The sequence below is a fragment of the Cytobacillus sp. GQ23 genome (assembly GCF_059758675.1).
On sequence record NZ_JCAXER010000011.1, the window covers coordinates 1 to 23,269 of the forward strand.

A 23,269-nucleotide genomic window follows, 5' to 3' on the forward strand; every position below is an offset into this window, starting at 1 on the left:
CGCCGCTTGAGGCGACTTAATTAATATATCATTTCTGATACTCAATGTCAACAAGTTTTTTTATCAATTAATGATGTTCATCTCTTGCTGACTTGAATAAGTATATCAGACAGTCTCTACTAATTGCAAGTTCTTTTTAATAGAATCTTAATCTTTTTATATAGGATTCTTTTCGTAAAGTTTGCTCATGCAAAAAATACGGAAATAAACTGCATCTTTATTGAAAACAACAATTAATACGAAAAAAGCCAGCCAATGAAAAAATGACCGCAGAATGCAGTCATAGTAATACTTCATCAATAAATAACTGGCGGTTTTTCTCTAAATGAATAATATCCCCGGTATCTTTTAGTTTCACAAGGGGCCTAGTGGGTGATTTATCTTCTATAAAAAGAATTTCTGCAGTCTGGCCATCAGAGAGCTTCACCAGGCTGCCAATTGAAAAAGTCATGATGCCGGAACCCAGTGCCTGGATGGATGGAATATCAAATTTGCCGAAACTGTCCTGCATCATCATTTCAAGCACTTTAAACGGAGATTGCTTCCTTCTGTAGAGCCTTTGGGAAGTCATAGCATGAAATGCATCCGCTGCAGCAATAATTCGTCCAGCATGATTGATTTTACTGCTTTGTTCTCCAAACGGGTAACCGCTGCCGTCCAGCCGTTCATGGTGCTGAATAATACCGATCTTAGTGCTTTCTCTTAACAAAGAGATATTCTGAACCATTTTAAAGCTGAGGATCGAATGCTTTTTAATTTCTTCAAATTCTTCGGAGTTTAATGAAGTGCTTTTGTGCAGAATGGCCGGGTTTATTTTCGCCATGCCTGCATCAGCCAGGCACCCTCCCAGGGCAAGCTGTACAACTTCTCCCTTATTGAGATTCAGTTTTTTTCCTATAAAGGCGCTGATCATTCCCACTGCTACTGAATGCTGATATAAATAATCTTCATTTGTGGAAAGGTGATGCAGGGAAAAGATGCCGGTAAGGTTTTTCTCCATTTCTTCAATCAGCGGAATCATTATGTTTCTTATTTTCGCAATATCCACCGGAAGGCCTGATTGCCAGGATACAAATTCCCTTTTGAATTCTTGAACACCTTTTAGGAATGTATCAATATAACTAGGTTCCATTTCCGCTTCTGCTTCCTCCATGTTTTCGGACGAAGACATTGGCTTTCCAGTAATCATGGTCGTTTCAACTTCCGCTTCATCAATCAGAAATATTTTCATAATATCCAGCAGTTCCTTTGTGATCACTGTTTTACGGCAGATTATAGGGCGATTTGTCAAGCTGAAAACATCTTCTGATAAAATACAGCCTACTCTTAATTCCTGTATAGGTACACGCACCGTTTCACTCTCCAAATATAATGAGTCTTTTTTACTATTTTACATTATTTAGACAAAAAAAAGGAACACAAATCTGTGTTCCCCAAAATTTATCGCAGTCTGTCATTACTCTTCGCTATTATCGCCAGTTACTTCTTCTTCTGGAAGTGAATCAGCATCTTCAAGAGGCTTTGTTAATTCCTCGTCATTTTTTTCTTCTTCTTTTTCAACTCGGGCAACGGTTGAAACCGACTCGCCTGCATCTTCATTTATGCGGATGAGTCTAACACCCTGCGTGTTTCTTCCCATAGTGGAAATATCACTGACTGCCATACGGATCAGGACGCCGCCTGTTGTGATAAGCATAACGTCTTCTTCCCCTGTGACAGCTTTCATTGAAACAAGGCTTCCATTCTTTTCAGTGATGTTGCAGGTCTTGATACCTTTACCGCCTCTGCCCTGAACACGGTATTCTTCGGCCGGAGTACGTTTACCATAGCCGTTTTTCGTTACAATCAGGACTTGGCTGTCATCCTCAAGCACTTCCATGCCAACGACTTCATCACCATTGCTTAAGTTAATTCCCTTAACACCGGTAGCCGTTCTTCCCATCGAACGAACATCTTCTTCAGGGAATCGGATCAGCATGCCATGGCTCGTTCCAATAATGATTTCCTTGCTGCCATCTGTCAGACGCACTGAAATCAGTTCATCATCTTCACGCAGATTTAAAGCAATTAAGCCATTATTGCGGATATTGGCAAAGGATGATAATGGTGAACGCTTAGAAATTCCCTGTTTAGTAGTGAAGAACAGGAACCAGTCATCGGCAAATTCTTCAACAGGAATGATCGCATTTACCCATTCGTCTTTGTCCACTCCAAGAAGGTTGATAATAGGAATTCCTTTCGCCGTACGGCTGAATTCAGGAATTTCGTATCCTTTGGCGCGATACACTTTTCCTTTGTTCGTAAAGAACAGAATGGTGTCGTGAGTGGAAGTGGTAATGAGGTGTTCGACAAAGTCATCCTCATTGGTTCCCATTCCCTGAATTCCACGCCCTCCGCGTTTTTGGGCACGGTAAGTCGAGACAGGAAGACGCTTGATGTACCCCTTATGTGTCAGTGTAAGAACAATATTCTCACGCGGGATCAGGTCTTCGTCTTCAATTTGTTCGATTCCGCCCGAAACGATTTCTGTCCGGCGTTTATCGTTGAATCTCTCTTTGAGTTCAGTTAATTCTTCTCGGATGATATCCAATAACTTCTCTTCATCCGCTAAGATTGCTTTTAATTCGGCAATTAATGCCACAAGATTTGAATATTCATCTTCAATCTTTTCACGTTCTAAGCCTGTCAGACGCTGCAGACGCATATCAAGAATAGCTTGAGCCTGTTTTTCAGAAAGATTGAATTTAGTCATTAAGCCTTCTCGTGCAATATCAGTTGTCTGAGAACTGCGGATCAGATTAATAACTTCATCAAGGTGATCAAGAGCAATTCTCAAGCCTTCTAAAATATGTGCGCGGGCTTCTGCTTTTCTTAATTCAAATTGTGTCCTCCGGCGAATAACAACCTTTTGATGTTCTAAATAATGCTCAAGGCACTGCTTTAAATTCAGAACCTTAGGCTGTCCATCCACCAATGCCAGAAGATTAATCCCAAAGCTTGTCTGAAGAGCTGTTTGTTTATAGAGATTATTCAATAATACACTTGCATTTGCATCTCTTCTGACTTCAATGACAATACGCATTCCGTTACGGTCAGATTCATCACGCAGGTCGGTGATACCGTCAATTTTCTTATCTCTGACCAGTTCTGCAATTTTTTCAATCAGCTTTGCTTTGTTCACCTGATACGGAATTTCATGGACAATAATGACCTCTTTGCCATTAGCCTTTTCTTCAACCTCTACTTTAGCCCGCAGAGTAATCGAACCGCGGCCGGTTTCATAGGCTTTGCGGATTCCGCTTCTTCCTAAAATCATTCCGGCTGTCGGAAAGTCCGGCCCGGGGATAATATCCATCAGTTCCGGTATGGTCATGTCAGGGTCTTTGCTTATAGCCAGTACCCCATCAATCACTTCTCCAAGCTGGTGGGGAGGAATATTCGTAGCCATCCCGACAGCGATTCCTGAAGTTCCATTGACCAGCAAATTAGGGAAACGGGCAGGCAGTACAACCGGCTCCTTTTCTTCCCCATCATAGTTATCCTGATAATCAATGGTATCTTTATTGATATCCCGTAAAAGCTCCATTGATATTTTGGACATACGTGCTTCTGTATAACGCATGGCAGCTGCAGAATCGCCATCCACCGAACCGAAGTTTCCGTGTCCGTCAACCAGCATGTATCGATAGTTAAAGTCCTGCGCCATACGCACCATTGTTTCATAAACAGCAGAATCTCCGTGCGGATGATACTTACCAATTACATCCCCGACGATACGTGCTGATTTTTTATAAGGCTTATCTGAATGCATGCCGAGATCATGCATCGCATACAGGATACGGCGATGCACCGGCTTTAAGCCGTCACGCACATCCGGAAGGGCACGTGAAACAATTACACTCATTGCATAGTCCAGGAAGGATGAACGCATTTCCTGGCTAATGTTAATTTCTTTTATTTGGGACCTTGGCGTATCAGCCATATAAAGAACCTCCCTTTTTAAGGGACTTGGAATTCACCCATAGCCTCTTAATTTGTAAAACATTTAGTAGATTATCGCAAAATGAAAGTGACGCTTCCTTATGTAAAAGCAGGATAGTCATCCTATCCTGGCTTTTGATCATATATCCAAGTTTTTTACATATTGGGCGTTTTCTTCGATAAAGTTTCGGCGTGGTTCGACTTTATCACCCATTAAAATTTCAAACGTTTCATCTGCCTCAATGGCATCTTCCAGGCTCACCTGCAGCAGTGTTCTTGTTTCAGGATTCATCGTTGTCTCCCACAGCTGTCCCGGATTCATTTCGCCCAGACCTTTATAGCGCTGAACGTTCGGCTTAGGCTGGTTTGGCAGGGTGCTCATGATTTCTTCAAGCTGGCGATCATTATAGGCATATTCAATTCTTTTGCCCTGCTGTATTTTATACAGCGGCGGCTGTGCAATGTAAATATAGCCCGCTTCTAAAATTTGTCTCATATAACGGTAAAAGAAGGTTAATAATAATGTTCGAATATGGGCGCCATCCACATCGGCATCCGTCATGATCACAATCTTATGATATCTGGCTTTTGAAATATCAAAATCTTCGCCAATTCCTGTACCGGCTGCTGTAATCATAGCCCGCACTTCATTGTTTGAAAGAATTCGATCCAAACGGGCTTTTTCAACATTAAGGATTTTCCCTCTTAACGGAAGGATTGCCTGGAAGTGACGGTCACGTCCCTGTTTGGCTGAACCTCCGGCAGAGTCACCCTCAACAATGTAAAGTTCTGATATTGACGCATCTTTAGAAGAGCAATCGGCCAGTTTCCCCGGCAGGCTTGATACTTCTAAAGCACTCTTTCTTCTGGTCAGTTCACGGGCTTTCTTAGCTGCAAGTCTGGCACGTGCAGCCATTAATCCCTTTTCAACAATTTTCTTCGCTACAGATGGATTTTCCAGCAGGAACTTCTCAAGAGCTTCTGCAAAAATCGTATCTGTTGCCGTTCGCACCTCTGAATTGCCAAGCTTCGTTTTGGTCTGTCCTTCAAACTGCGGGTCTGGATGCTTAACAGATACAATCGCTGTTAAACCTTCACGGACATCTTCCCCTGAAAGATTTGCATCACTCTCTTTGAATACGCCGCTTTTTCTGGCGTAATCATTAATGACTCTTGTTAAAGCAGTTTTGAACCCAGATTCATGTGTTCCGCCTTCATACGTATGAATGTTATTGGCAAAAGAGTAAATATTGCTTGTGTAGCCATCATTATACTGAATGGAGACTTCAACTGTGATGCCCTCACGTTCTCCATCAATATAAATTGGTTCTTCATGGAGAACTTCCTTCGTTCTATTCAAATGCTCAACGTACGATTTAATTCCGCCTTCGTACATGTATTCATTTTTCTTATTTTCCTCGCGTTTATCCTCAATCGTAATGGCCAATCCTCTATTCAGGAAGGCCAGCTCACGAATGCGAGTCGCAAGTGTTTCGTAATCATATTCAAGCGTTTCAGTAAAGATTTCACTGTCCGGCTTAAAGTGAATGGTTGTTCCTGTGTGATCGGTTTCCCCAATCACTTCAAGATCCGCACTCGGAACGCCGCGCTCAAATTTCTGATAATATTTTTTGCCATCACGATGAACAAATACTTCAAGTTCAGTTGAAAGGGCATTAACTACAGAAGCACCAACACCATGCAAGCCTCCGGAAACCTTGTATCCGCCGCCTCCGAACTTACCGCCTGCATGAAGAACCGTCATAATGACTTCAACGGCCGGGCGTCCCATTTTTTCATGGATTCCGACTGGTATACCACGTCCGTTATCCACTACGGTAATACTATTATCTTTCTCGATAATCACATTGATTTCAGTACAATAGCCTGCCAATGCTTCATCAATACTATTATCGACTATTTCCCAAACAAGATGGTGAAGCCCTTTGGCACTTGTTGAACCGATATACATTCCCGGACGCTTCCGAACCGCTTCCAGACCTTCCAGTACCTGTATCTGATTCTCATCATAGGATTGTTCCTGCACTGCCTTTTGCTCCATTGCCACATCGGTCACCTGCACTTTCTATTTCACTAATCTATAAAAAAGCCTGGCATGAAAATGAGCCAAACTGTAATTTTCCTTGACTTGTACCTTTCCGTTTTGGATCCGGCATGTCTTTAAAATTCATGAACACTTAATTTATGGGATCGTTTTTTTAACGTACCTGAGGATAGCGGAGAAAAATAAATCTTTTCTGTTGTAACGACCACAGATTTATAGGAACCCTTTGCGAGGTTCACAACTGACTCCTCCAGGCGCTCCTTATGCTCTTTTGCATACTCGGAGGAAAGGACTGTTTCTTTATCAATTATAGCGACAATATCTCTTGCCCGGACCAGCACATCTTCACCTATATGGATGTACATGCGATCACCTCACTGAATCTTCTTGATTCTCCCTGACTCAACACTGAACGCTGCTGCTTCTTTAAGTGTCTGGTGGTCTATTCCATCAACACTTGTAGTCGTAACAAACGTCTGCACTTTTCCTTGAATAGTATTCAATAAATGGGATTGGCGGTAATCATCCAATTCTGAGAGGACATCATCCAATAGCAGGATGGGATATTCTCCAATTTCAGAATGGATCAGTTCGATTTCAGCAAGCTTAACCGAAAGAGCTGTTGTCCTTTGCTGGCCCTGTGAACCGAATGTCTGAACATCGCGCCCATTCACATGAAAAATCAGGTCATCGCGATGCGGCCCAAACATAGTGACGCCACGATCGATTTCCCTGTTTTTTACCTTTTCGAATTTCTCTTGGTATACTTTAACCATTTTCGACAAATCTTGTTCTTCTGATACCTCTGCAGAAGGCTTGTACTCAATTTTCAAGGTCTCAAGCCCTCTTGAAATCCCTTCATGAATCGGCTGTGCCCAATTTTCGAGGAGTCTGAGGAACTCGTAGCGCTTTGATACAATCTTGGCAGCCATCTCAATGAATTGCTCAGTTAAAATCTCAAGCATGGTATGGTCGGTCTGCTTTTTGATCTGGAGCATTTTCAGATAGTGGTTACGCTGCTGGAGGATTTTCTGATACTGGCTGATATCATGCAAATAGACAGGTGAAACCTGCCCAATCTCCATATCAATAAAACGACGCCTTACTTGAGGGCTCCCTTTCACAAGATGGAGATCTTCAGGCGCGAACATCACAACATTCATATTGCCGACATACTGGCTTAATTTTTGCTGCTCTATATGATTGCATTTAGCTTTTTTGCCTTTTTTGCTGATAACTAATTGCATGGGCAGGGATCCTTGCCTTTTTTGGACCCTTCCCTCTATTTTAGCATATTCCTGATCCCAGCGAATAAGATCTTTGTCATTTGATGTCCGATGGGACTTTGCCATTGCCAGCACATAGATCGATTCCATGACATTTGTCTTTCCCTGGGCATTCTCTCCCAAAATTACATTCACTTTATTTTCGAAATTGACTTCAAGCTCTTCATAATTCCGGTAATTCTTTAACAGCAACTGCTCTATATGCATAGACGCTACATCCTTTAAAATATTAACGCTAAAAACGGCGTTTAGACGATCGCAAATTCACCGACATCCGGAATCTCGATTTTATCCCCGGTTCTCAGCTTTCTTCCTCGTCTTTGATCCTGTTCCCCATTGACGAAGACTTCGTACTCACTCAGGAACCATTTGGCCATTCCGCCCGTTTGAATCACATCCGCGGCTTTTAAAAATTGGCCCAGCGTAATATATTCTGTATCAATTTGTATTTCCGTCATTTTTTCACTCTTTCCCATTGTCCGACTTCCAGTGCTGCAGTTTTTCCTGCACCTCGGCAAAACAATTTCAGAATGGTATCTAATATTCTATTTTACTAAATAAACCTCAGATACACAAAGAAAAGTCGCCTGCAGCTGGTTATTTTCATTATTCCCCTGCTATTGGCCAATATTCCGGGGGTTTTAAGCTAATGATACTAGTGTATTCTTTGGCTTTTTCCCTGCTGATTTCAGTCCCAGACACTCACCATATCCATAGGACCTGGTTCATCTGCAATAAAAAAGTAAGCCGCCGGCACAGCCGGCAGCTTTTTCTTAATATGTTCTGACTGGCAGAATCAGTTGCAGGATAGATTCATCGTTTAATGGTTTGATGATGAATGGTCTCATCGCGCCGGTGAAGCTGATAGTAATTTCAGAGCCCTCAAGTGCTTTTAGGGCATCCATCATAAATTTCGCGCTGAAGGAGATTTTTAATTCTTCCCCTTCTACAGATTTGCTCTGCACTTCTTCGACTACTTTTCCGACTTCAGGCGTGTTGGATGAAATTTCGATTACTCCGCCATCAATTGTAGAAAGCTTGACCACATTGTTACGGCCTTCTTTTGCAAGTAAAGAGGCACGGTCAATAGCCTGCAGGAATTCCTTTGTATTGACGACCACATCTGTTTTGCTGTCTGAAGGGATCAATCTGGATGTATCCGGATAATTTCCTTCAAGCAGCCTTGAGAAGAACAGCAGATGTTCGGCTTTAAAGAGAACCTGGTTTTCAGTAATAACGATATCGATTAAATCATTATTGTCATCAAGGATTTTGCTTAATTCACTTAAGCTCTTTCCCGGAATGACCACATTGTAGTTTTCGCTGGCAGTTGTTTCGATCTGCGCTCTTCGTAAAGCTAATCTGTGGCTATCTGTTGCAATACAGGTTAATGTCCCGTTTTCCACCTTCCAGTTTACACCTGTCAAGATAGGGCGTGTTTCTGAGGTGGACACTGCGAAAACGGTTTGGCGAACCATTGCTTTTAACAGGTCTGTAGGAATTTTGAACATTTTTTCTTCCTCAATTTGAGGCAAGTGCGGATATTCCTCAGCATCCAGGCCATTAAGATTGAATTCTGATTTACCAGAGCGGATGACTGTCTGCAAATGATTTTCAACGCTTATTTCCACGCTGTCAGTTGGAAGTTTTTTAACAATTTCACTGAAGAACTTAGCTTGGAGCACGATGGCACCAGGCTGTTTGATCTCAACAATTTCATTTCCGTCTTCTTCTTTAGGAATAAAAGATTCAATAGAAATATCAGAGTCGCTTCCTGTTAATGTAACCCCTTCTTCAGAAGCAACGATTTTAATCCCCGTTAAGATGGGAATAGTCGTTCTGCTCGTTACAGCTTTCATAACATCCTGGACGCTTTGGACCAGATGGTCGCGCTGGATTATAAATTTCATTTTTAAATCCTCCAAGCATATTTTAATGGCGTATTGAATATATATATTTTTTATAAAAAAATAGTAGAAGTACTAGTAGGGCCTGTTAGTATGTGGATAACTGCATTTTTTGAAAGGAAACACAGCCTATCCACATGTGGACAGACTGTGCGTAAGTTAGGTCAAGTTATACACATTATACCTTAAGCATTTCATTGATTTCTTTCAGCTGCTTTTCAAATTGTGAATCAGACTGAAGCATCTTTGATATTTTTTCATGCGCATGAATGACAGTCGTATGGTCTCGCCCGCCAAATTCCTCTCCTATTTTTGGCAGAGAAAAGTCGGTTAATTCCCTGGACAGGTACATGGCGATCTGACGGGGGAATGCGACAGATTTTGTACGTTTCTTCGCCTTAAAGTCCTCAAGCTTTACATTAAAATGTTCCCCTACCACCCTTTGAATTTCATGGATGGTAATGACCTTTGGCTTGGAGCTTGGAATAATATCCTTTAATGCTTCTGCCGCAAGGTCGGCATTAATATCTTTATTTATTAAAGAAGAGTACGCTACTACACGAATCAGAGCACCCTCAAGCTCACGGATGTTGGAGTCAATCTGATTGGCAATGTAAAGCATAACCTCATTAGGAATATCAAGTCCCTCCGCTTTGGCTTTTTTGCGCAGAATGGCAATACGCGTTTCCAGGTCCGGCGGAGTGATATCAGTAATCAGGCCCCATTCAAATCTGGAGCGAAGCCTGTCTTCAAGTGTCGGTATTTCCTTTGGAGGACGGTCACTTGAGATAATGATCTGCTTGCTTTCTTCATGCAATGTATTAAAAGTATGGAAAAATTCCTCCTGTGTCTGTTCTTTTCCAGCCAAAAACTGAATATCATCGATAAGAAGAACATCCACATTTCGATATTTATCGCGGAAATCGCCCGCTTTGTTATCTCGGATCGAGTTAATAAATTCATTTGTAAATTTCTCGGAAGATAAGTATACGACTTTAGCTGATGGATTATGATCTAAAACATAATGGCCGATTGCGTGCATAAGGTGAGTTTTTCCGAGTCCTACTCCCCCGTAAATAAATAAAGGATTGTATGCCTTAGCAGGTGCCTCTGCTACAGCAAGTGAAGCTGCATGGGCGAAGCGGTTTCCGGATCCGATGACAAACGTGTCGAATGTATACTTTGGGTTTAGCATCGTTAAAGGCAGTTCCTGCTGTTCTTCCGCCGGTTTTTTCTTTTTTGGAGGAAGAGGAAGATCGACTTCTTCTTCGCTTTGATTTTGCGGAATGATGAATTTCACTCCTAATTCTTCACCGGTTATGTCATAAAGAATTCCGGAGATCAGCTGGGAATAGCGCTCTTCAAGCCAGTCACGGGCAAACTCATTCGGTGCCTTAACGACTAAAGTATCTCCCTGCAGAGAATGCGCCTTTGTCGATTTCAGCCATGTATCAAAACTGGGCTTGCTGATTTTTTTCTCGATATTGGCCAGAGCGTTATTCCAAAGATCCGCAATATTTTCCAATGATATCCCTCCTTTTCCATCTAAATTTAATATTTAAATACGTTCAAGCACCGATGCCTTTCGGTGATCACCGCTGCTTTTTCTTTGTTTCGCGCCACAAAAACGATAGGTTATACACGCTGTATAACCCTAATTTTATAAATATACGAAACTGTTTATGTGGAAAATCATATAATAAGGAAGTAAAGTGGAATTTCGACAGTATCCACTGTCTGTGGACAAACTTTTACAAACCCCTTGGATAACCTGTCCACATGTTATCCACAATCTGTGGATAATGAAGATATGCACAATGATTTATTAAGTGTGAAAACACAATTATGATAACAGATAATGCTTTTGACTGCAATGGTTTTTAAACCCTTATCCACAACATGCCCATCCCTGTTCATAAAAATTGTCCACAGCCTCTGGTTGTGTGCAAAACCTGTCAATATGTGATGTGGATAATAAAAAACTTGTCGAAAATTTATCCACAGCCCTTTTTTGAGGGGATATTATTCAAATGGACCTGGACATATTAGAGGCAACCTAAGTAATGGCCGGATCGCCTGGCACGGGAAAATTTGCAGTCTTACATAAAAGCTTTTACAATGAATAAATGAGAAAAACGTGGAAATATGAAATTTTAGGATGACATTCAGGCGAAAAGAAGGTAAACTTTCTGAGTGGGTTCTTTCAGGTATGCAAATAGAGAAAGAGCAGCAAATAGAATCTTATTTATATTGTCGTAAGTTGTTTTTTAATAAATCTCAACTGCTGAGTTGATTGGAGCGGAGGGCACTTGACTCCTGCGGGAGGAGAGGGAGCGGGAGACCCCGCAGGCGAAGCCGAGGAGGCTCCCGTTCCTCCCCGCAGAAAGCAAGTGCCCGCAGCGGAAATCAACGGACTATCTTTAAGAAAACATTTATGAATGAAAGAACCGTATCTATTTTTTTGCCATTGAAGGCAGATTGACTTATATGAATAGTTGACAATTTTCTAGTTACATCTATATAATTAGAAAGACTGTCTTTAACAGCAATTCCTCAGGGAGGTGTCATATATGAAAAGAACTTATCAACCAAACAAGCGTAAAAGAAGCAAGGTTCATGGTTTCCGCAGCCGCATGAGCTCTCCGAACGGACGTAACGTTCTAGCTCGCCGCCGCCGCAAAGGAAGAAAAGTATTATCTGCTTAGGCCACTGAAACGTCAGTGGTCTTTTTTTCCATGTAAAGATAAATATACAGGTTAGATAATTGTCTAGCTCCAGTGCCGGCCCCCTCAAGATGCAGGGGGTGACAAGGCGCTTGCGCTTTTCTAAGTAGGTGATGACATGAAAAAAGAGTTCCGTGTAAAAAAGAATAAAGAATTTCAAGAGGCCTTTAAAAAAGGAAAGTCATTCGCCAACCGCCAATTTGTCGTATACATCTTGAAAAAAGACGAGCAGAATCATTTTCGCATTGGCCTTTCTGTCAGCAAAAAAATCGGCAATGCCGTGATGAGAAACCAGATCAAAAGGTATATCCGCCAGGCATTTTTAGAACTGGAGGAAGAAATAAAGCCGCAATATGATCTGATCGTCATTGCGAGGAAACCGGTGGCAGAAATGGATTTTCATGAAGTGAAAAAGAGCCTGATCCATGTATTGAAGGTTTCTCGGGTTTTGAATAAACCGGGACTTGGAAATACTAAAAATCAATAATCGCTATCTATCTTTAATATGAAGCACTTCATTTTAAAAGATGTTAAAATAAGATACATATGAGCGTGTCCCTCTGGCCGGGGGATGAGCAAATGAAATTCATACTATTATCAGGAGCAATTAAGGAGGAAAAAACGGTTGAAGAAACGAATATTTCTATTAATCGGTCTAGTGTTTGTGATGGCTCTTTTATCGGGCTGTACAGAAATCAACCAGCCGATTACGTCTGAAAGCAAAGGCTTTTGGAACGAGTATATTGTCTATCCGCTTTCGCTGTTTATTATTAAGGTAGCAGAATTCGCAGGCGGCAGCTATGGACTATCGATCATTATTGTAACGATCATTATCCGTCTGGTTATCCTGCCGTTGATGATTAAACAAACGAGAAGTTCAAAAGCAATGCAGGCGATTCAGCCGGAAATGCAGAAGCTTCGTGAAAAATACAGCTCGAAAGACCAGAAAACCCAGCAGAAGCTGCAGCAGGAAACTATGGCTTTATTCCAAAAGCACGGCGTTAACCCGCTTGCAGGATGTTTCCCGCTAGTGATTCAAATGCCGATTCTCATCGGCTTCTACCATGCGATTACACGTACGCGCGAAATTGCAAACCATAATTTCCTTTGGTTTGACCTTGGTTCTCCGGATCCAATTTACTTATTGCCTTTAATTGCAGGTGTGACCACTTTCATTCAGCAGAAACTGATGATGGCCGGCACTCAGCAGACAGGGCAAATGGCTGCACAAATGAAAATGATGCTTTATCTAATGCCGATCATGATCGTTGTTTTTGCCATTAACTTCCCGGCAGCACTTTCTTTATACTGGGTAGTGGGTAATATCTTCATGATCATTCAAACGTATTTCATTAAAGGTCCGGACCTGAAAGCTGCAGCGGCCGGAAATGCAGGAGGAGCCAAAAAGTGAAACAAATAACTGCTACAGGACAAACCGTCAAGGAAGCAGTAGAGTCAGCTTTAGCTCAATTAAACACAACAGAAGACCGCTTAGAGATTACTATAGTTGATGAAGGTAAAAAAGGCGTTTTTGGGATTTTCGGATCCCGCCCGGCTGTAGTGAAAGCTGTGAAAAAGCCTGATCCGATTGAGGAAGCAGAAAAATTCCTCAAAGACGTCAGCAGGGAAATGGGCGTACCCATTGAAATTGAAACAATACGGGAAGGAAAGAATGTTCAATTTATCTTATCCGGCGAAAAGATTGCTCTTTTAATCGGAAAAAGAGGACAAACGCTCAATTCTCTCCAGTATTTGACACAGCTTGTCATTAATCGCTATTCCGAGCAGTACTTAAATGTGGTGCTCGATGCAGAGGATTACCGGAAAAGACGCCAGGATACCCTGATTCAACTGGCTGAAAGGCTTGCTCAAAAAGCTTTGAAGACGGGAAAAGAAATTGCGCTGGAACCGATGCCTTCCTATGAACGCAAAGTGATCCATACCGCTCTCGTAAACAATAAGCGAATCAGGACCTATTCTGACGGCAATGACCCGCACCGCCATATCGTCATTGCACCAGCCAGAACGAGATAACTAGAAAAAAATCCCAATCCATTCCGGATTGGGATTTTTTTGTCGTTCTTTGTCTAAGCCCCGCAAATTATTAAATCTCAATTGGTTTTATTGTTATTCACATGTGGATAAGTTAAAATAGAGCATATTAATTTGTGAGACGTGTGGATAATTTTTTTGCTGATTGAAGGAAAGCGAGATGTTGATAACTGTCTTGCTGAACGGATGGACAAGGCGGGAAAGCGGACTGATATGCTTTTCTTAAAAAAAGCCATGTGATATTCTATTAATTTGGGGAATCGAAAACAGTTTTCATTTTTTATATAGATGGAATAAGAAAGAAAAGAGAGGTGAATGAAGTGGAATTCGATACAATCGCTGCAATATCTACTCCAATGGGAGAAGGAGCCATTGCCATTGTCCGCCTGAGCGGGGATCGGGCATTTGACATTGCAGACCTTCTTTTCAGAGGGGTAGGAGGCAAGCGGCTAAAGAATGTGGCATCCCATACCATTCATTATGGGCATATTGTTGACCCGAAAACCGAGCAGATTGCTGAAGAAGTGATGGTTTCGGCTATGAAGGGACCGAAAACTTTTACAAAGGAAGATGTCATCGAAATTAATTGCCATGGCGGACTGGTTTCCGTGAATCGCGTGCTGCAGCTTCTGCTGAATAATGGCGCACGTCTGGCAGAGCCGGGTGAATTTACAAAGCGTGCTTTCTTAAATGGACGGATTGATTTATCACAGGCAGAAGCCGTTATGGACCTAATTCGCGCCAAAACAGACCGGGCTATGAACATGGCACTTGGCCAAATGGAAGGAAGGCTGTCAAAGCTTATTCAGAAGCTTCGGCAGGAAATTCTGGAGATTCTGGCTCACGTCGAAGTCAATATTGACTATCCGGAATACGATGATGTCGAGGAAATGACCCATCACATGCTGATGGAGAAGGCTTCTTATGTAAAAAAAGAAATCGAAAAGCTCCTTCAGACCTCACAGCAGGGGAAAATACTGCGTGAAGGGCTTTCTACAGTCATCGTCGGACGGCCGAACGTCGGGAAATCTTCTTTATTGAATAGCCTTGTTCACGAAAATAAAGCGATTGTGACGGATATACCGGGCACCACCCGTGATGTCATAGAAGAGTACGTGAATGTCAGGGGAGTGCCGCTCCGTCTGGTGGATACAGCTGGCATTCGCGAAACGGAAGATATTGTCGAACGGATCGGTGTCGAGAAATCGAGGCAGGTATTAAAGGAAGCAGATTTAATTTTGCTTGTGCTCAATTACTCGGATGAATTGACGTCTGAGGATGAAAATATTTTTAAAGCGGTCGAAGGCATGGATGTCATTGTGATTGTCAATAAAACCGATCTTGATCAAAAAATCGACATGGATCGCGTCCGCGAGCTTTCAAAGCATCATAAACTAGTTACAACCTCTTTATTGGAGGACCAGGGTGTCGACGATCTTGAGGAAGCCATTGCTTCTTTATTCTTTGCAGGCTCCATCGAAGCCGGGGATATGACGTATGTATCCAATACCCGCCATATTGCCCTCTTGAACCAGGCGCAAAATGCCATTGATGAAGCGATGCAGGGTGTTGAAATGGGAACGCCTATTGACATTGTGCAGATTGATTTGACGAGAACATGGGAGCTGCTTGGTGAAATCATCGGCGACAGCGTCCATGAAAGCCTGATCGACCAATTATTCTCGCAGTTCTGTTTAGGAAAATAGATATTTTACTTTAGCAATCTTACGGGCTAAAGCCCCTGGCTATGCTCTTCTGATTGCAGCAAAGGAGGCCGCACCATGACATATGAAGCTGGAAGTTATGATGTCATAGTAGTCGGAGCCGGACACGCGGGTGTAGAAGCAGGCCTTGCTTCGGCCCGCCTCGGCGCAAAGACATTAATGATCACAATCAACCTGGATATGGTAGCCTTTATGCCCTGCAACCCATCAGTCGGGGGACCTGCAAAAGGGATCGTCGTAAGGGAAATCGATGCCCTTGGCGGAGAAATGGGCAAGAATATTGATAAAACCCATATTCAGATGCGTATGCTGAACACAGGAAAGGGCCCTGCCGTCCGTGCTTTAAGGGCGCAGGCCGATAAATTCACATATCAGCATGAAATGAAAAAAACATTGGAAAATGAACGGAATCTGACACTGATTCAGGGAATGGTTGAACGCCTGATTGTCGAAGACGGAGAATGCAGAGGCGTTGTCACCCAGACAGGTGCCGTGTATCCTTCAAAAGCGGTCGTCATTACGACAGGAACCTTCTTAAGAGGGGAAATCATCCTTGGTGAACTGAAATACTCGAGCGGCCCTAATAACCAGCAGCCATCCATAAAGCTCTCAGAGCATCTGCAGGAGCTTGGCTTTGATCTCGTCCGGTTTAAAACAGGAACACCGCCGCGCGTTAACAGCCAAACCATTGATTACAGTAAAACGGAAATACAGCCTGGCGATGATGTGCCAAGAGCTTTTTCCTATGAAACGACCAAGTATATTACAGATCAGCTCCCTTGCTGGCTGACATACACCAATGAAGAAACGCATACATTGATCGACAATAATCTTCATCGCTCGCCAATGTACTCCGGCATGATCAAAGGAACGGGTCCGCGCTATTGCCCATCCATTGAAGATAAAGTGGTCCGCTTTAATGATAAGCCGCGCCATCAGATCTTCCTGGAGCCTGAAGGCCGCAATACTCAGGAAGTATACGTGCAGGGGCTTTCAACAAGCTTGCCTGAAGATGTGCAGCAGCAGATTCTGAGAACGATACCGGGGCTTGAAAAGGTGCAGATGATGCGTGCCGGCTATGCGATTGAATATGATTCCATCGTCCCAACGCAATTATGGCCGACACTGGAAACTAAAAAGGTGAAAAATTTGTATACAGCCGGCCAGATTAACGGGACATCCGGCTATGAAGAAGCGGCCGGCCAGGGGTTAATGGCAGGCATGAATGCCGGATTGAAATCACTGGATAAGGAAGAAGTCATTTTAAGCCGTTCAGATGCTTATATTGGCGTCCTGATTGATGACCTTGTAACCAAAGGAACAAACGAGCCTTACCGTCTATTGACTTCAAGAGCGGAATACCGTCTTCTGCTTCGCCATGATAATGCCGATCTGCGCTTAACAGAGCTTGGCCGCAAAGTCGGTCTGATCAGTGAAGAACGCTATGAAAAATTCCTCCTGAAAAAGCAGGCAATTGAAGATGAGAAAGCACGTCTGCAAAGCATTATTATCAAGCCGACTTCTGACGTGCAGGAGCTGATCAAAAGCCAGGGCGGAAGCGAGCTTAAAGACGGCATCCGTGCTTCAGATCTGCTGAAGCGGCCGGAAATGACTTATGAGCATATTAAACTGCTGGCTCCGGCTGAACAGGCACTTGATCCTGATGTAACAGAGCAGGTGGAGATCCAGATCAAGTATGAGGGCTATATTGAAAAGTCCCTACAGCAGGTAGAGCGCCTGAAGAAGATGGAGAACAAGAAGATTCCTGAAAACATCGATTATGATGATATTAACGGACTGGCTTCCGAAGCAAGACAAAAGCTGAAGGAAGTAAGACCGTTATCTCTTGCGCAGGCTTCGCGAATTTCCGGAGTTAATCCTGCAGATATCTCCATTTTGCTCGTTTATTTAGAGCAGGGGAGAATTGCACGAGTATCAGCTGAGTAAGAGAAAAATCCGATTATGTCAGAGAACGGAAAGGATTTATAAATGAATACCGAACAATTTACTGAAATGCTGGCGGCGAAGGGGATTGCCCTTTCGCCACAGCAATTACAGCAATATGAGACCTATTATTCCACTCTGGTGGAATGGAATGAAAAAATGAATTTAACAGCCATCACGGAAAAGGAAGATGTTTATTTAAAGCACTTCTATGACTCCATCAGCGCGGCTTTTTACTTTGATTTCAGCCAGCCGCTAAAGGTCTGTGATGTCGGTGCGGGGGCAGGATTCCCGAGCATACCGATTAAAATTGCTTTTCCGGGCTTACATATTACGATTGTTGACTCACTTAATAAACGCATCGGTTTTCTGGAGCATTTGGCGAAGAAGCTGGAGCTTGAGAATGTCCGCTTTATCCATGACCGTGCGGAAACCTTTGGCCAGAATAAAGAATACCGTGAGTCTTTTGATGTGGTGACAGCAAGAGCTGTTGCCAGATTATCCGTTTTAAGCGAGCTATGTCTGCCTCTTGCGAAAACAGGCGGCACATTTGTGGCCATGAAGGGCGCCAGTGCAAAGGAAGAACTGGATGCCGGCAAAAAGGCCGTCTCGGTTCTGGGCGGAAAACTCGTGGATTCCCACACGTTCACTCTTCCTGAGGAAGAAAGTGAGCGCAATATCTTAATCATAAAAAAAGAAAAGAACACTCCTAAAAAGTACCCGCGGAAGCCGGGGACACCCAATAAAACACCAATTGAATAGGGTGCGCAATTTGCCATTGTATGACATAATAGTGTAAACGTTTCGATTTTTCCAGATATTAATATTGCTGATATCCGGCAGGATTTGTCATGATGATAGAGAATATGTTATAGGGAGTTTCGTAAAGGTGGTGCAGGGTGATGAAGCATTCTTTCTCACGCTTTTTTGGCCTAGGCGAAAAGGGAGAACAAGTTACAGCGGAAAAACCAGCAGAAGAACAGCTGGATATTGAAGACTTAAGCGATAGAGAAGAAGTTAAGAAAATTCCTATTGATCAAATCGTCCCCAACCGTTTCCAGCCAAGAACGGTATTTGATGATGAAAAAATAGAAGAGCTTTCCCGGACTATCCATACGCATGGAATCATCCAGCCGATTGTCGTAAGGGAATTTGAGGATGGCCAGTTTGAAATCATAGCCGGTGAACGCAGATATCGGGCCATGAAAAAACTGGGCTGGGAAGAAGCTCCTGCTATTGTCAAGAATCTTAGCGATACCGAAACGGCTTCAGTAGCTTTAATTGAAAACCTTCAAAGGGAAGAGTTGTCACCGATTGAAGAAGCTGTTGCCTACGGAAAACTTTTAGAGCTGCATAGCCTGACACAGGAGGCATTGGCACAGCGTCTTGGGAAAGGCCAGTCAACTGTTGCCAACAAGCTTCGGCTGCTGAAATTGCCGCAGCCTGTCCAGGATGCACTGTTAAACAAATCAATCACAGAGCGGCATGCCCGTTCGCTCATCCCGCTGAAGGATCCGGAAAAGCAGGTCGCCCTGCTTCAGGAGATAGTGGAGAAGAATCTGAATGTGAAGCAGACAGAAGACCGGGTTGTTAAAATTCTCGAGCAGAAAAATCCAAAGCCGAAACCGAAACGCAAGGCTTTCAGCAAGGATATGAGAATAGCGGTCAACACGATCAGGCAGTCTCTTTCCATGGTTTCTGACAGCGGCATTAATCTTGATTCGGAAGAAGAAGAATTTGATGAATTTTATCAAATCACAATCAAGATTCCTAAAAAGAAATAATTTCTTACGCGAAAGATAAAGCGGGGGCTCCCTGTTTTATTTTTCGCGTTTTTTTTGAAGGGCGCTAAAAAGACTATTAGAATCTTCTTATTTTTTACAAAAAAATTATTCTGCCCTGTTTTTCGTGATAAAATAGACTACGTGATTTAACGATATGAATAGATTCGCAGATAGATAAATTGGAATATTGATAGATGAAAGCAGGTGACACTGTGGGCAAGATTTTAGCCATTGCGAACCAGAAGGGCGGAGTTGGCAAAACAACCACTTCCGTCAATCTTGGCGCATGCCTGGCATACATAGGCAAGAAAGTGCTGCTGGTCGACATTGATCCGCAGGGCAATGCCACAAGCGGAATCGGCATTGAAAAAGCGGATGTCGATCATTGCATTTATGATGTCCTTGTGGATGATGTGGAAGCATCAAAGGTCATAAAATCCACTTCGGTAGAGAATTTATACGCCATCCCGGCAACCATTCAGCTGGCAGGCGCAGAAATTGAACTGGTGCCGACGATTTCAAGGGAAGTAAGATTAAAGAGAGCCCTTGAGGAAGTAAAGGCAAACTTTGATTATGTGATTATTGACTGCCCTCCTTCCCTCGGTTTACTGACCATTAACTCGCTGACTGCTTCGGATGCCGTAATCATACCCGTGCAGTGCGAGTACTATGCGCTTGAGGGTCTGAGTCAGCTTCTGAATACGGTCCGCCTTGTGCAGAAGCATTTGAACAATGATTTAAAAATTGAAGGCGTTCTGTTGACGATGCTGGATGCCCGTACAAATCTCGGCATTCAGGTCATTGAAGAAGTGAAAAAGTATTTTCAGGATAAAGTCTATAAAACGATTATTCCCCGCAATGTGCGGCTGGGAGAGGCTCCGAGCCATGGAGAACCTATCATTACTTATGATCCGAAGTCTCGCGGAGCTGAAGTATATTTAGAACTGGCAAAGGAAGTGGTTTCAAATGGCTAAAGGTTTAGGAAAAGGTCTGAATGCTTTTTTCAATAATATTGAAACCGAAAAAGAGGAAGCTGTACAGGAAGTAAAAATAAAAGACATTCGCCCAAACCCCTATCAGCCGCGCAAGGTGTTTGAAAAGGAAGCCATCGAGGAGCTGAAGCAATCCATCCTTGAGCATGGAATACTTCAGCCAATTATCGTCCGCAAAAGCATCAAAGGCTATGAAATTGTAGTCGGGGAGCGCCGCTACCGGGCAGCAAAAGAAGCGAACCTTGAGAGAGTTCCGGTCGTTGTAAGAGAACTGACTGAACAGCAGATGATGGAGCTCGCTGTTCTTGAGAATCTGCAGCGTGAAGACTTAACTCCGATTGAAGAAGCGGCTGCCTACCAGCTGCTGATGGAGAAGCTCAAGGTGACACAGGAGGAATTAGCCAAGCGCCTGGGAAAAAGCAGGCCGCATATTGCGAATCACATCAGGCTTCTATCCCTGCCTCCGACCATTCAAGGACTGATTTCAGAAGGGAAAATTTCCATGGGACATGGAAGAGCCTTACTGGGGCTGCGAAAAAAAGAAAAGCTGCAGGCACTCGTTGAAAAAACGGTTAAAGACGGCTTAAATGTCCGCCAGCTTGAACAGCTGATTCAGCAGCTGAACGATGTTTCACGTGAAACGAAGAAGCGGACAGCTCCTAAGGATATCTTTATTAAGGAACGCGAATCCTCCCTCCGGGAACGATTCGGAACCACCGTCCATATTAAACAGACCAAAAACAAAGGGAAAATCGAGATTGAATTTTTCTCAAAAGAAGATTTAGAACGCATTATGGAGCTTTTAGAAACTCATTCATAAGCCATCTATAAGATGGTTTATTTTTTTACAGTATTTTGCAAAAAGGATTGTCGGTTAAGATCTATCGTGGTAATTTAAATGAAAATAATTCGCGATGCGAAATAATAAGGTGAAGAGTATGTTTCTGCTGGGTACACTTGTAAATGGATTATTGATCATTATTGGAACGCTGCTGGGGAAATTGCTCCATCGCATTCCCGAAAACATGAAGGGCACAGTCATGCATGCAATCGGCCTTGCAGTCATGGTGCTCGGCCTGCAAATGGGCTTTAAAAGTGAGAATTTCCTCGTGGTGATTTTAAGCCTTGTGTTCGGAACGGTGATTGGAGAGTATTTTGCACTCGAAGATAAGCTGAACAAGCTTGGTGATTGGCTCGAAAGCAAAATTGGCTCGAAAGGCCAGGGAAGCATTTCGCAGGGCTTCGTAACCGCTACACTGATTTTTGTCATCGGGGCTATGGCCATTATCGGCGCACTTGACAGCGGAATCCGCGGCGATCATTCGGTGCTTTATACCAAGTCGATCATTGACGGCTTCACTTCCCTCATTTTGACGACTACATTAGGGATCGGTGTAATCTTTTCAGCTTTTCCGGTCATGCTGTATGAAGGACTCATTGCCCTTTTCGCCACACAAATCGACCGGTTTGTCCCCCAGCTTCTGATGGACAGTTTTATTAAGGAAATGACCGCAACAGGCGGAATTATGATCTTTGCCATCGGTCTGAATTTAACAGGCATTACAAAAATCCGGGTGGCGAATCTGCTTCCGGGAATTGTGGTAACGGGAATAATTGTTTCGGTTGTTTATTTTAGCGGGATTTATTTTTAGATGATGGGATGTGCATCGCAGGCACGCTGGATAGTGTGTCTGCGGTGCATTTTTTTATTTTGGAGTACTGCTATAGTACCTTATGTGCGAAAAGAGACCGGAGCGCCAATCAGTTTTTTTGGGGAAAGAGCATGTTTGGGATTATATCTAACATGTTTGTGAATTTATCTAACAGAACTTCTAATTTATCTAGCATGTTTCAAGGTTTATCTAACAAGTCTCAAAGTTTATCTCACATTTCGAACAGTCATGACAGAGCTCCGTACAAAACGATATATACGCTTTCCCCCTTCGCTCCCCTGCTCAATAAAAAAAACCGCAGCTCCCCTGCGGTTTCCCTATCCATTAAGGTGTTTGTTCACGGTTCAGTTCCCATTTAAAGGCAGGCCAAGCCGGCGCTGTCTGGTGGGTCAGGCTGACTTCATAGATGCCGCTTGCGATGGTTTTGGCCATTTTTAGGACGAGATTGAGTCTGGTGTTCTGGAGGACGAAGAATTCCATGAATCCGCTGACGTTGACAATGCCAGTGATGTGCATGTCCCCTACTTCCGGCAGATCTTTATTGACTCCGGCGCCCGGCTTGACCGGACCTTCCCCTATTTGAATAACTCCGACACTTTTCAGGCGGCCGAGACAGGCGTCGATTCCGATGATAAAGGGATTAAAATGCTTCTTTTTGATTTCGTTCAATTTATCTTCCAGGTTGACGGCATGGATCGGGTCCTCCAGTGTTCCGTACACATGGAAAGATGACATGGATTTTTCCTCAAGGAGTGTGCCGACCAGCGGACCTAATGAATCGCCTGTAGAGCGGTCTGTGCCAATGCAGACAAAAACGATGGGACGGCAGCCAATGCCCGCAGGCAGAATATTCTTCAGTTCAGCAGCCAATTTTTCTGCAGAGTTTGTTTCTTCATGTGAGATTCTGGCAGAAGCCCCGCCTTTTTTGTCAAACAAGTTTGGTTTGAAGTTCATATAGGTCCACTCCCTCTTTTATCCTTGCCATGCCCGAAACACAAGTATTTATACGTTTTTAACAGTATACGGAATTTTTGTGTAATCTATACATACCTGTATTATTTAATCGTTAAACAATCGGGTTTTTCACTGTAAAGCCCTGAGAAAAATTGATAAAATAATGTTGTTTTACAGAGGGATT

20 protein-coding genes are annotated in these 23,269 nt (G+C 43.1%); 11 read left to right on the forward strand and 9 right to left on the reverse strand.

Annotated elements, in window-relative coordinates; translation table 11 throughout:
- Positions 1-280: 280 nt before the first annotated feature.
- From AC6CHU_RS10760 to dnaA, 8 genes are all read right to left on the reverse strand, one after another.
- Positions 281-1,351 carry an HD-GYP domain-containing protein gene (locus AC6CHU_RS10760; protein ID WP_251283897.1) on the reverse strand — a complete coding sequence of 357 codons (1,071 nt, stop codon included), beginning with the start codon at positions 1,349-1,351 and terminating at the stop codon, positions 281-283.
- A 105-nt stretch (positions 1,352-1,456) separates the two neighbouring features.
- Positions 1,457-3,982 carry a DNA gyrase subunit A gene (gene gyrA / locus AC6CHU_RS10765; RefSeq protein ID WP_159863638.1) on the reverse strand — a complete coding sequence of 842 codons (2,526 nt, stop codon included), beginning with the start codon at positions 3,980-3,982 and terminating at the stop codon, positions 1,457-1,459.
- A 138-nt stretch (positions 3,983-4,120) separates the two neighbouring features.
- Entirely contained in the window at positions 4,121-6,043 is a 1,923-nt protein-coding gene (gene gyrB, locus AC6CHU_RS10770; protein WP_159863637.1) for a DNA topoisomerase (ATP-hydrolyzing) subunit B, read from the reverse strand.
- Positions 6,044-6,162: 119 nt separating this feature from the next.
- The gene (remB, locus tag AC6CHU_RS10775; RefSeq protein WP_159863636.1) at positions 6,163-6,411 is read right to left on the reverse strand and encodes an extracellular matrix regulator RemB; all 249 of its coding nucleotides are present in this window, start codon (positions 6,409-6,411) and stop codon (positions 6,163-6,165) included.
- A gap of 9 nt (positions 6,412-6,420) precedes the next feature.
- Entirely contained in the window at positions 6,421-7,539 is a 1,119-nt protein-coding gene (recF, locus tag AC6CHU_RS10780; RefSeq protein ID WP_159863635.1) for a DNA replication/repair protein RecF, read from the reverse strand.
- A gap of 41 nt (positions 7,540-7,580) precedes the next feature.
- Positions 7,581-7,790 (reverse strand): ribosome maturation protein RlbA, encoded by a 210-nt coding sequence (rlbA, locus tag AC6CHU_RS10785; protein ID WP_159863644.1) that lies wholly within the window; start codon positions 7,788-7,790, stop codon positions 7,581-7,583.
- Positions 7,791-8,105: 315 nt separating this feature from the next.
- Positions 8,106-9,242, reverse strand: coding sequence for a DNA polymerase III subunit beta (gene dnaN / locus AC6CHU_RS10790; RefSeq protein ID WP_251283896.1), 1,137 nt, complete (start codon positions 9,240-9,242; stop codon positions 8,106-8,108).
- A gap of 175 nt (positions 9,243-9,417) precedes the next feature.
- Positions 9,418-10,764 carry a chromosomal replication initiator protein DnaA gene (gene dnaA, locus AC6CHU_RS10795; protein WP_159863633.1) on the reverse strand — a complete coding sequence of 449 codons (1,347 nt, stop codon included), beginning with the start codon at positions 10,762-10,764 and terminating at the stop codon, positions 9,418-9,420.
- 1,045 nt (positions 10,765-11,809) lie between these two features.
- Between dnaA and rpmH the strand changes: the two genes are divergently transcribed.
- From rpmH to AC6CHU_RS10850, 11 genes are all read left to right on the forward strand, one after another.
- Complete coding sequence (rpmH, locus tag AC6CHU_RS10800) at positions 11,810-11,944, forward strand: 50S ribosomal protein L34 (RefSeq protein WP_019382473.1); 135 nt, start codon at positions 11,810-11,812, stop codon at positions 11,942-11,944.
- Between the two features lie 136 nt (positions 11,945-12,080).
- Positions 12,081-12,449, forward strand: coding sequence for a ribonuclease P protein component (gene rnpA, locus AC6CHU_RS10805; protein WP_159863632.1), 369 nt, complete (start codon positions 12,081-12,083; stop codon positions 12,447-12,449).
- A gap of 138 nt (positions 12,450-12,587) precedes the next feature.
- The gene (gene spoIIIJ / locus AC6CHU_RS10810; protein ID WP_159863631.1) at positions 12,588-13,373 is read left to right on the forward strand and encodes a YidC family membrane integrase SpoIIIJ; all 786 of its coding nucleotides are present in this window, start codon (positions 12,588-12,590) and stop codon (positions 13,371-13,373) included.
- Entirely contained in the window at positions 13,370-13,996 is a 627-nt protein-coding gene (gene jag / locus AC6CHU_RS10815; RefSeq protein ID WP_159863630.1) for an RNA-binding cell elongation regulator Jag/EloR, read from the forward strand. Before spoIIIJ ends, jag begins: the two co-directional genes overlap by 4 nt.
- Positions 13,997-14,334: 338 nt before the next feature.
- A complete protein-coding gene (mnmE, locus tag AC6CHU_RS10820; protein ID WP_159863629.1) occupies positions 14,335-15,720 on the forward strand; it encodes a tRNA uridine-5-carboxymethylaminomethyl(34) synthesis GTPase MnmE in 1,386 nt (461 codons plus the stop codon).
- A 75-nt stretch (positions 15,721-15,795) separates the two neighbouring features.
- Positions 15,796-17,685, forward strand: a complete 1,890-nt coding sequence (mnmG, locus tag AC6CHU_RS10825; protein WP_498121617.1) for a tRNA uridine-5-carboxymethylaminomethyl(34) synthesis enzyme MnmG — start codon at positions 15,796-15,798, stop codon at positions 17,683-17,685.
- 42 nt (positions 17,686-17,727) lie between these two features.
- Complete coding sequence (gene rsmG, locus AC6CHU_RS10830) at positions 17,728-18,444, forward strand: 16S rRNA (guanine(527)-N(7))-methyltransferase RsmG (RefSeq protein WP_251283894.1); 717 nt, start codon at positions 17,728-17,730, stop codon at positions 18,442-18,444.
- Positions 18,445-18,584: 140 nt separating this feature from the next.
- Entirely contained in the window at positions 18,585-19,466 is an 882-nt protein-coding gene (gene noc / locus AC6CHU_RS10835) for a nucleoid occlusion protein (RefSeq protein WP_076262924.1), read from the forward strand.
- Between the two features lie 212 nt (positions 19,467-19,678).
- Positions 19,679-20,440 carry an AAA family ATPase gene (locus AC6CHU_RS10840; protein WP_159863626.1) on the forward strand — a complete coding sequence of 254 codons (762 nt, stop codon included), beginning with the start codon at positions 19,679-19,681 and terminating at the stop codon, positions 20,438-20,440.
- Positions 20,433-21,278 (forward strand): ParB/RepB/Spo0J family partition protein, encoded by an 846-nt coding sequence (locus tag AC6CHU_RS10845; RefSeq protein WP_159863625.1) that lies wholly within the window; start codon positions 20,433-20,435, stop codon positions 21,276-21,278. Before AC6CHU_RS10840 ends, AC6CHU_RS10845 begins: the two co-directional genes overlap by 8 nt.
- 118 nt (positions 21,279-21,396) lie before the next feature.
- Complete coding sequence (locus AC6CHU_RS10850) at positions 21,397-22,110, forward strand: DUF554 domain-containing protein (RefSeq protein ID WP_159863624.1); 714 nt, start codon at positions 21,397-21,399, stop codon at positions 22,108-22,110.
- Positions 22,111-22,455: 345 nt separating this feature from the next.
- On the opposite strand, the gene yyaC is transcribed toward AC6CHU_RS10850, so the two are convergent.
- Positions 22,456-23,085: a spore protease YyaC gene (gene yyaC, locus AC6CHU_RS10855; RefSeq protein ID WP_159863623.1), complete on the reverse strand. Its 630-nt coding sequence runs from the start codon at positions 23,083-23,085 to the stop codon at positions 22,456-22,458.
- Positions 23,086-23,269: the final 184 nt, after the last annotated feature.

Excerpts from the sequence above, each read along its gene's own strand:
- rnpA (WP_159863632.1), top strand. The coding sequence starts at position 12,081 with ATGAAAAAAGAGTTCCGTGTAAAAAAGAATAAAGAATTTCAAGAGGCC.
- rpmH (WP_019382473.1), top strand. The coding sequence starts at position 11,810 with ATGAAAAGAACTTATCAACCAAACAAGCGTAAAAGAAGCAAGGTTCAT.
- yyaC (WP_159863623.1), bottom strand. The coding sequence starts at position 23,085 with ATGAACTTCAAACCAAACTTGTTTGACAAAAAAGGCGGGGCTTCTGCC.
- rlbA (WP_159863644.1), bottom strand. The coding sequence starts at position 7,790 with ATGACGGAAATACAAATTGATACAGAATATATTACGCTGGGCCAATTT.
- gyrA (WP_159863638.1), bottom strand. The coding sequence starts at position 3,982 with ATGGCTGATACGCCAAGGTCCCAAATAAAAGAAATTAACATTAGCCAG.
- noc (WP_076262924.1), top strand. The coding sequence starts at position 18,585 with ATGAAGCATTCTTTCTCACGCTTTTTTGGCCTAGGCGAAAAGGGAGAA.
- AC6CHU_RS10850 (WP_159863624.1), top strand. The coding sequence starts at position 21,397 with ATGTTTCTGCTGGGTACACTTGTAAATGGATTATTGATCATTATTGGA.
- mnmG (WP_498121617.1), top strand. The coding sequence starts at position 15,796 with ATGACATATGAAGCTGGAAGTTATGATGTCATAGTAGTCGGAGCCGGA.
- AC6CHU_RS10845 (WP_159863625.1), top strand. The coding sequence starts at position 20,433 with ATGGCTAAAGGTTTAGGAAAAGGTCTGAATGCTTTTTTCAATAATATT.
- remB (WP_159863636.1), bottom strand. The coding sequence starts at position 6,411 with ATGTACATCCATATAGGTGAAGATGTGCTGGTCCGGGCAAGAGATATT.
- dnaN (WP_251283896.1), bottom strand. The coding sequence starts at position 9,242 with ATGAAATTTATAATCCAGCGCGACCATCTGGTCCAAAGCGTCCAGGAT.
- recF (WP_159863635.1), bottom strand. The coding sequence starts at position 7,539 with ATGCATATAGAGCAGTTGCTGTTAAAGAATTACCGGAATTATGAAGAG.
- rsmG (WP_251283894.1), top strand. The coding sequence starts at position 17,728 with ATGAATACCGAACAATTTACTGAAATGCTGGCGGCGAAGGGGATTGCC.
- gyrB (WP_159863637.1), bottom strand. The coding sequence starts at position 6,043 with ATGGAGCAAAAGGCAGTGCAGGAACAATCCTATGATGAGAATCAGATA.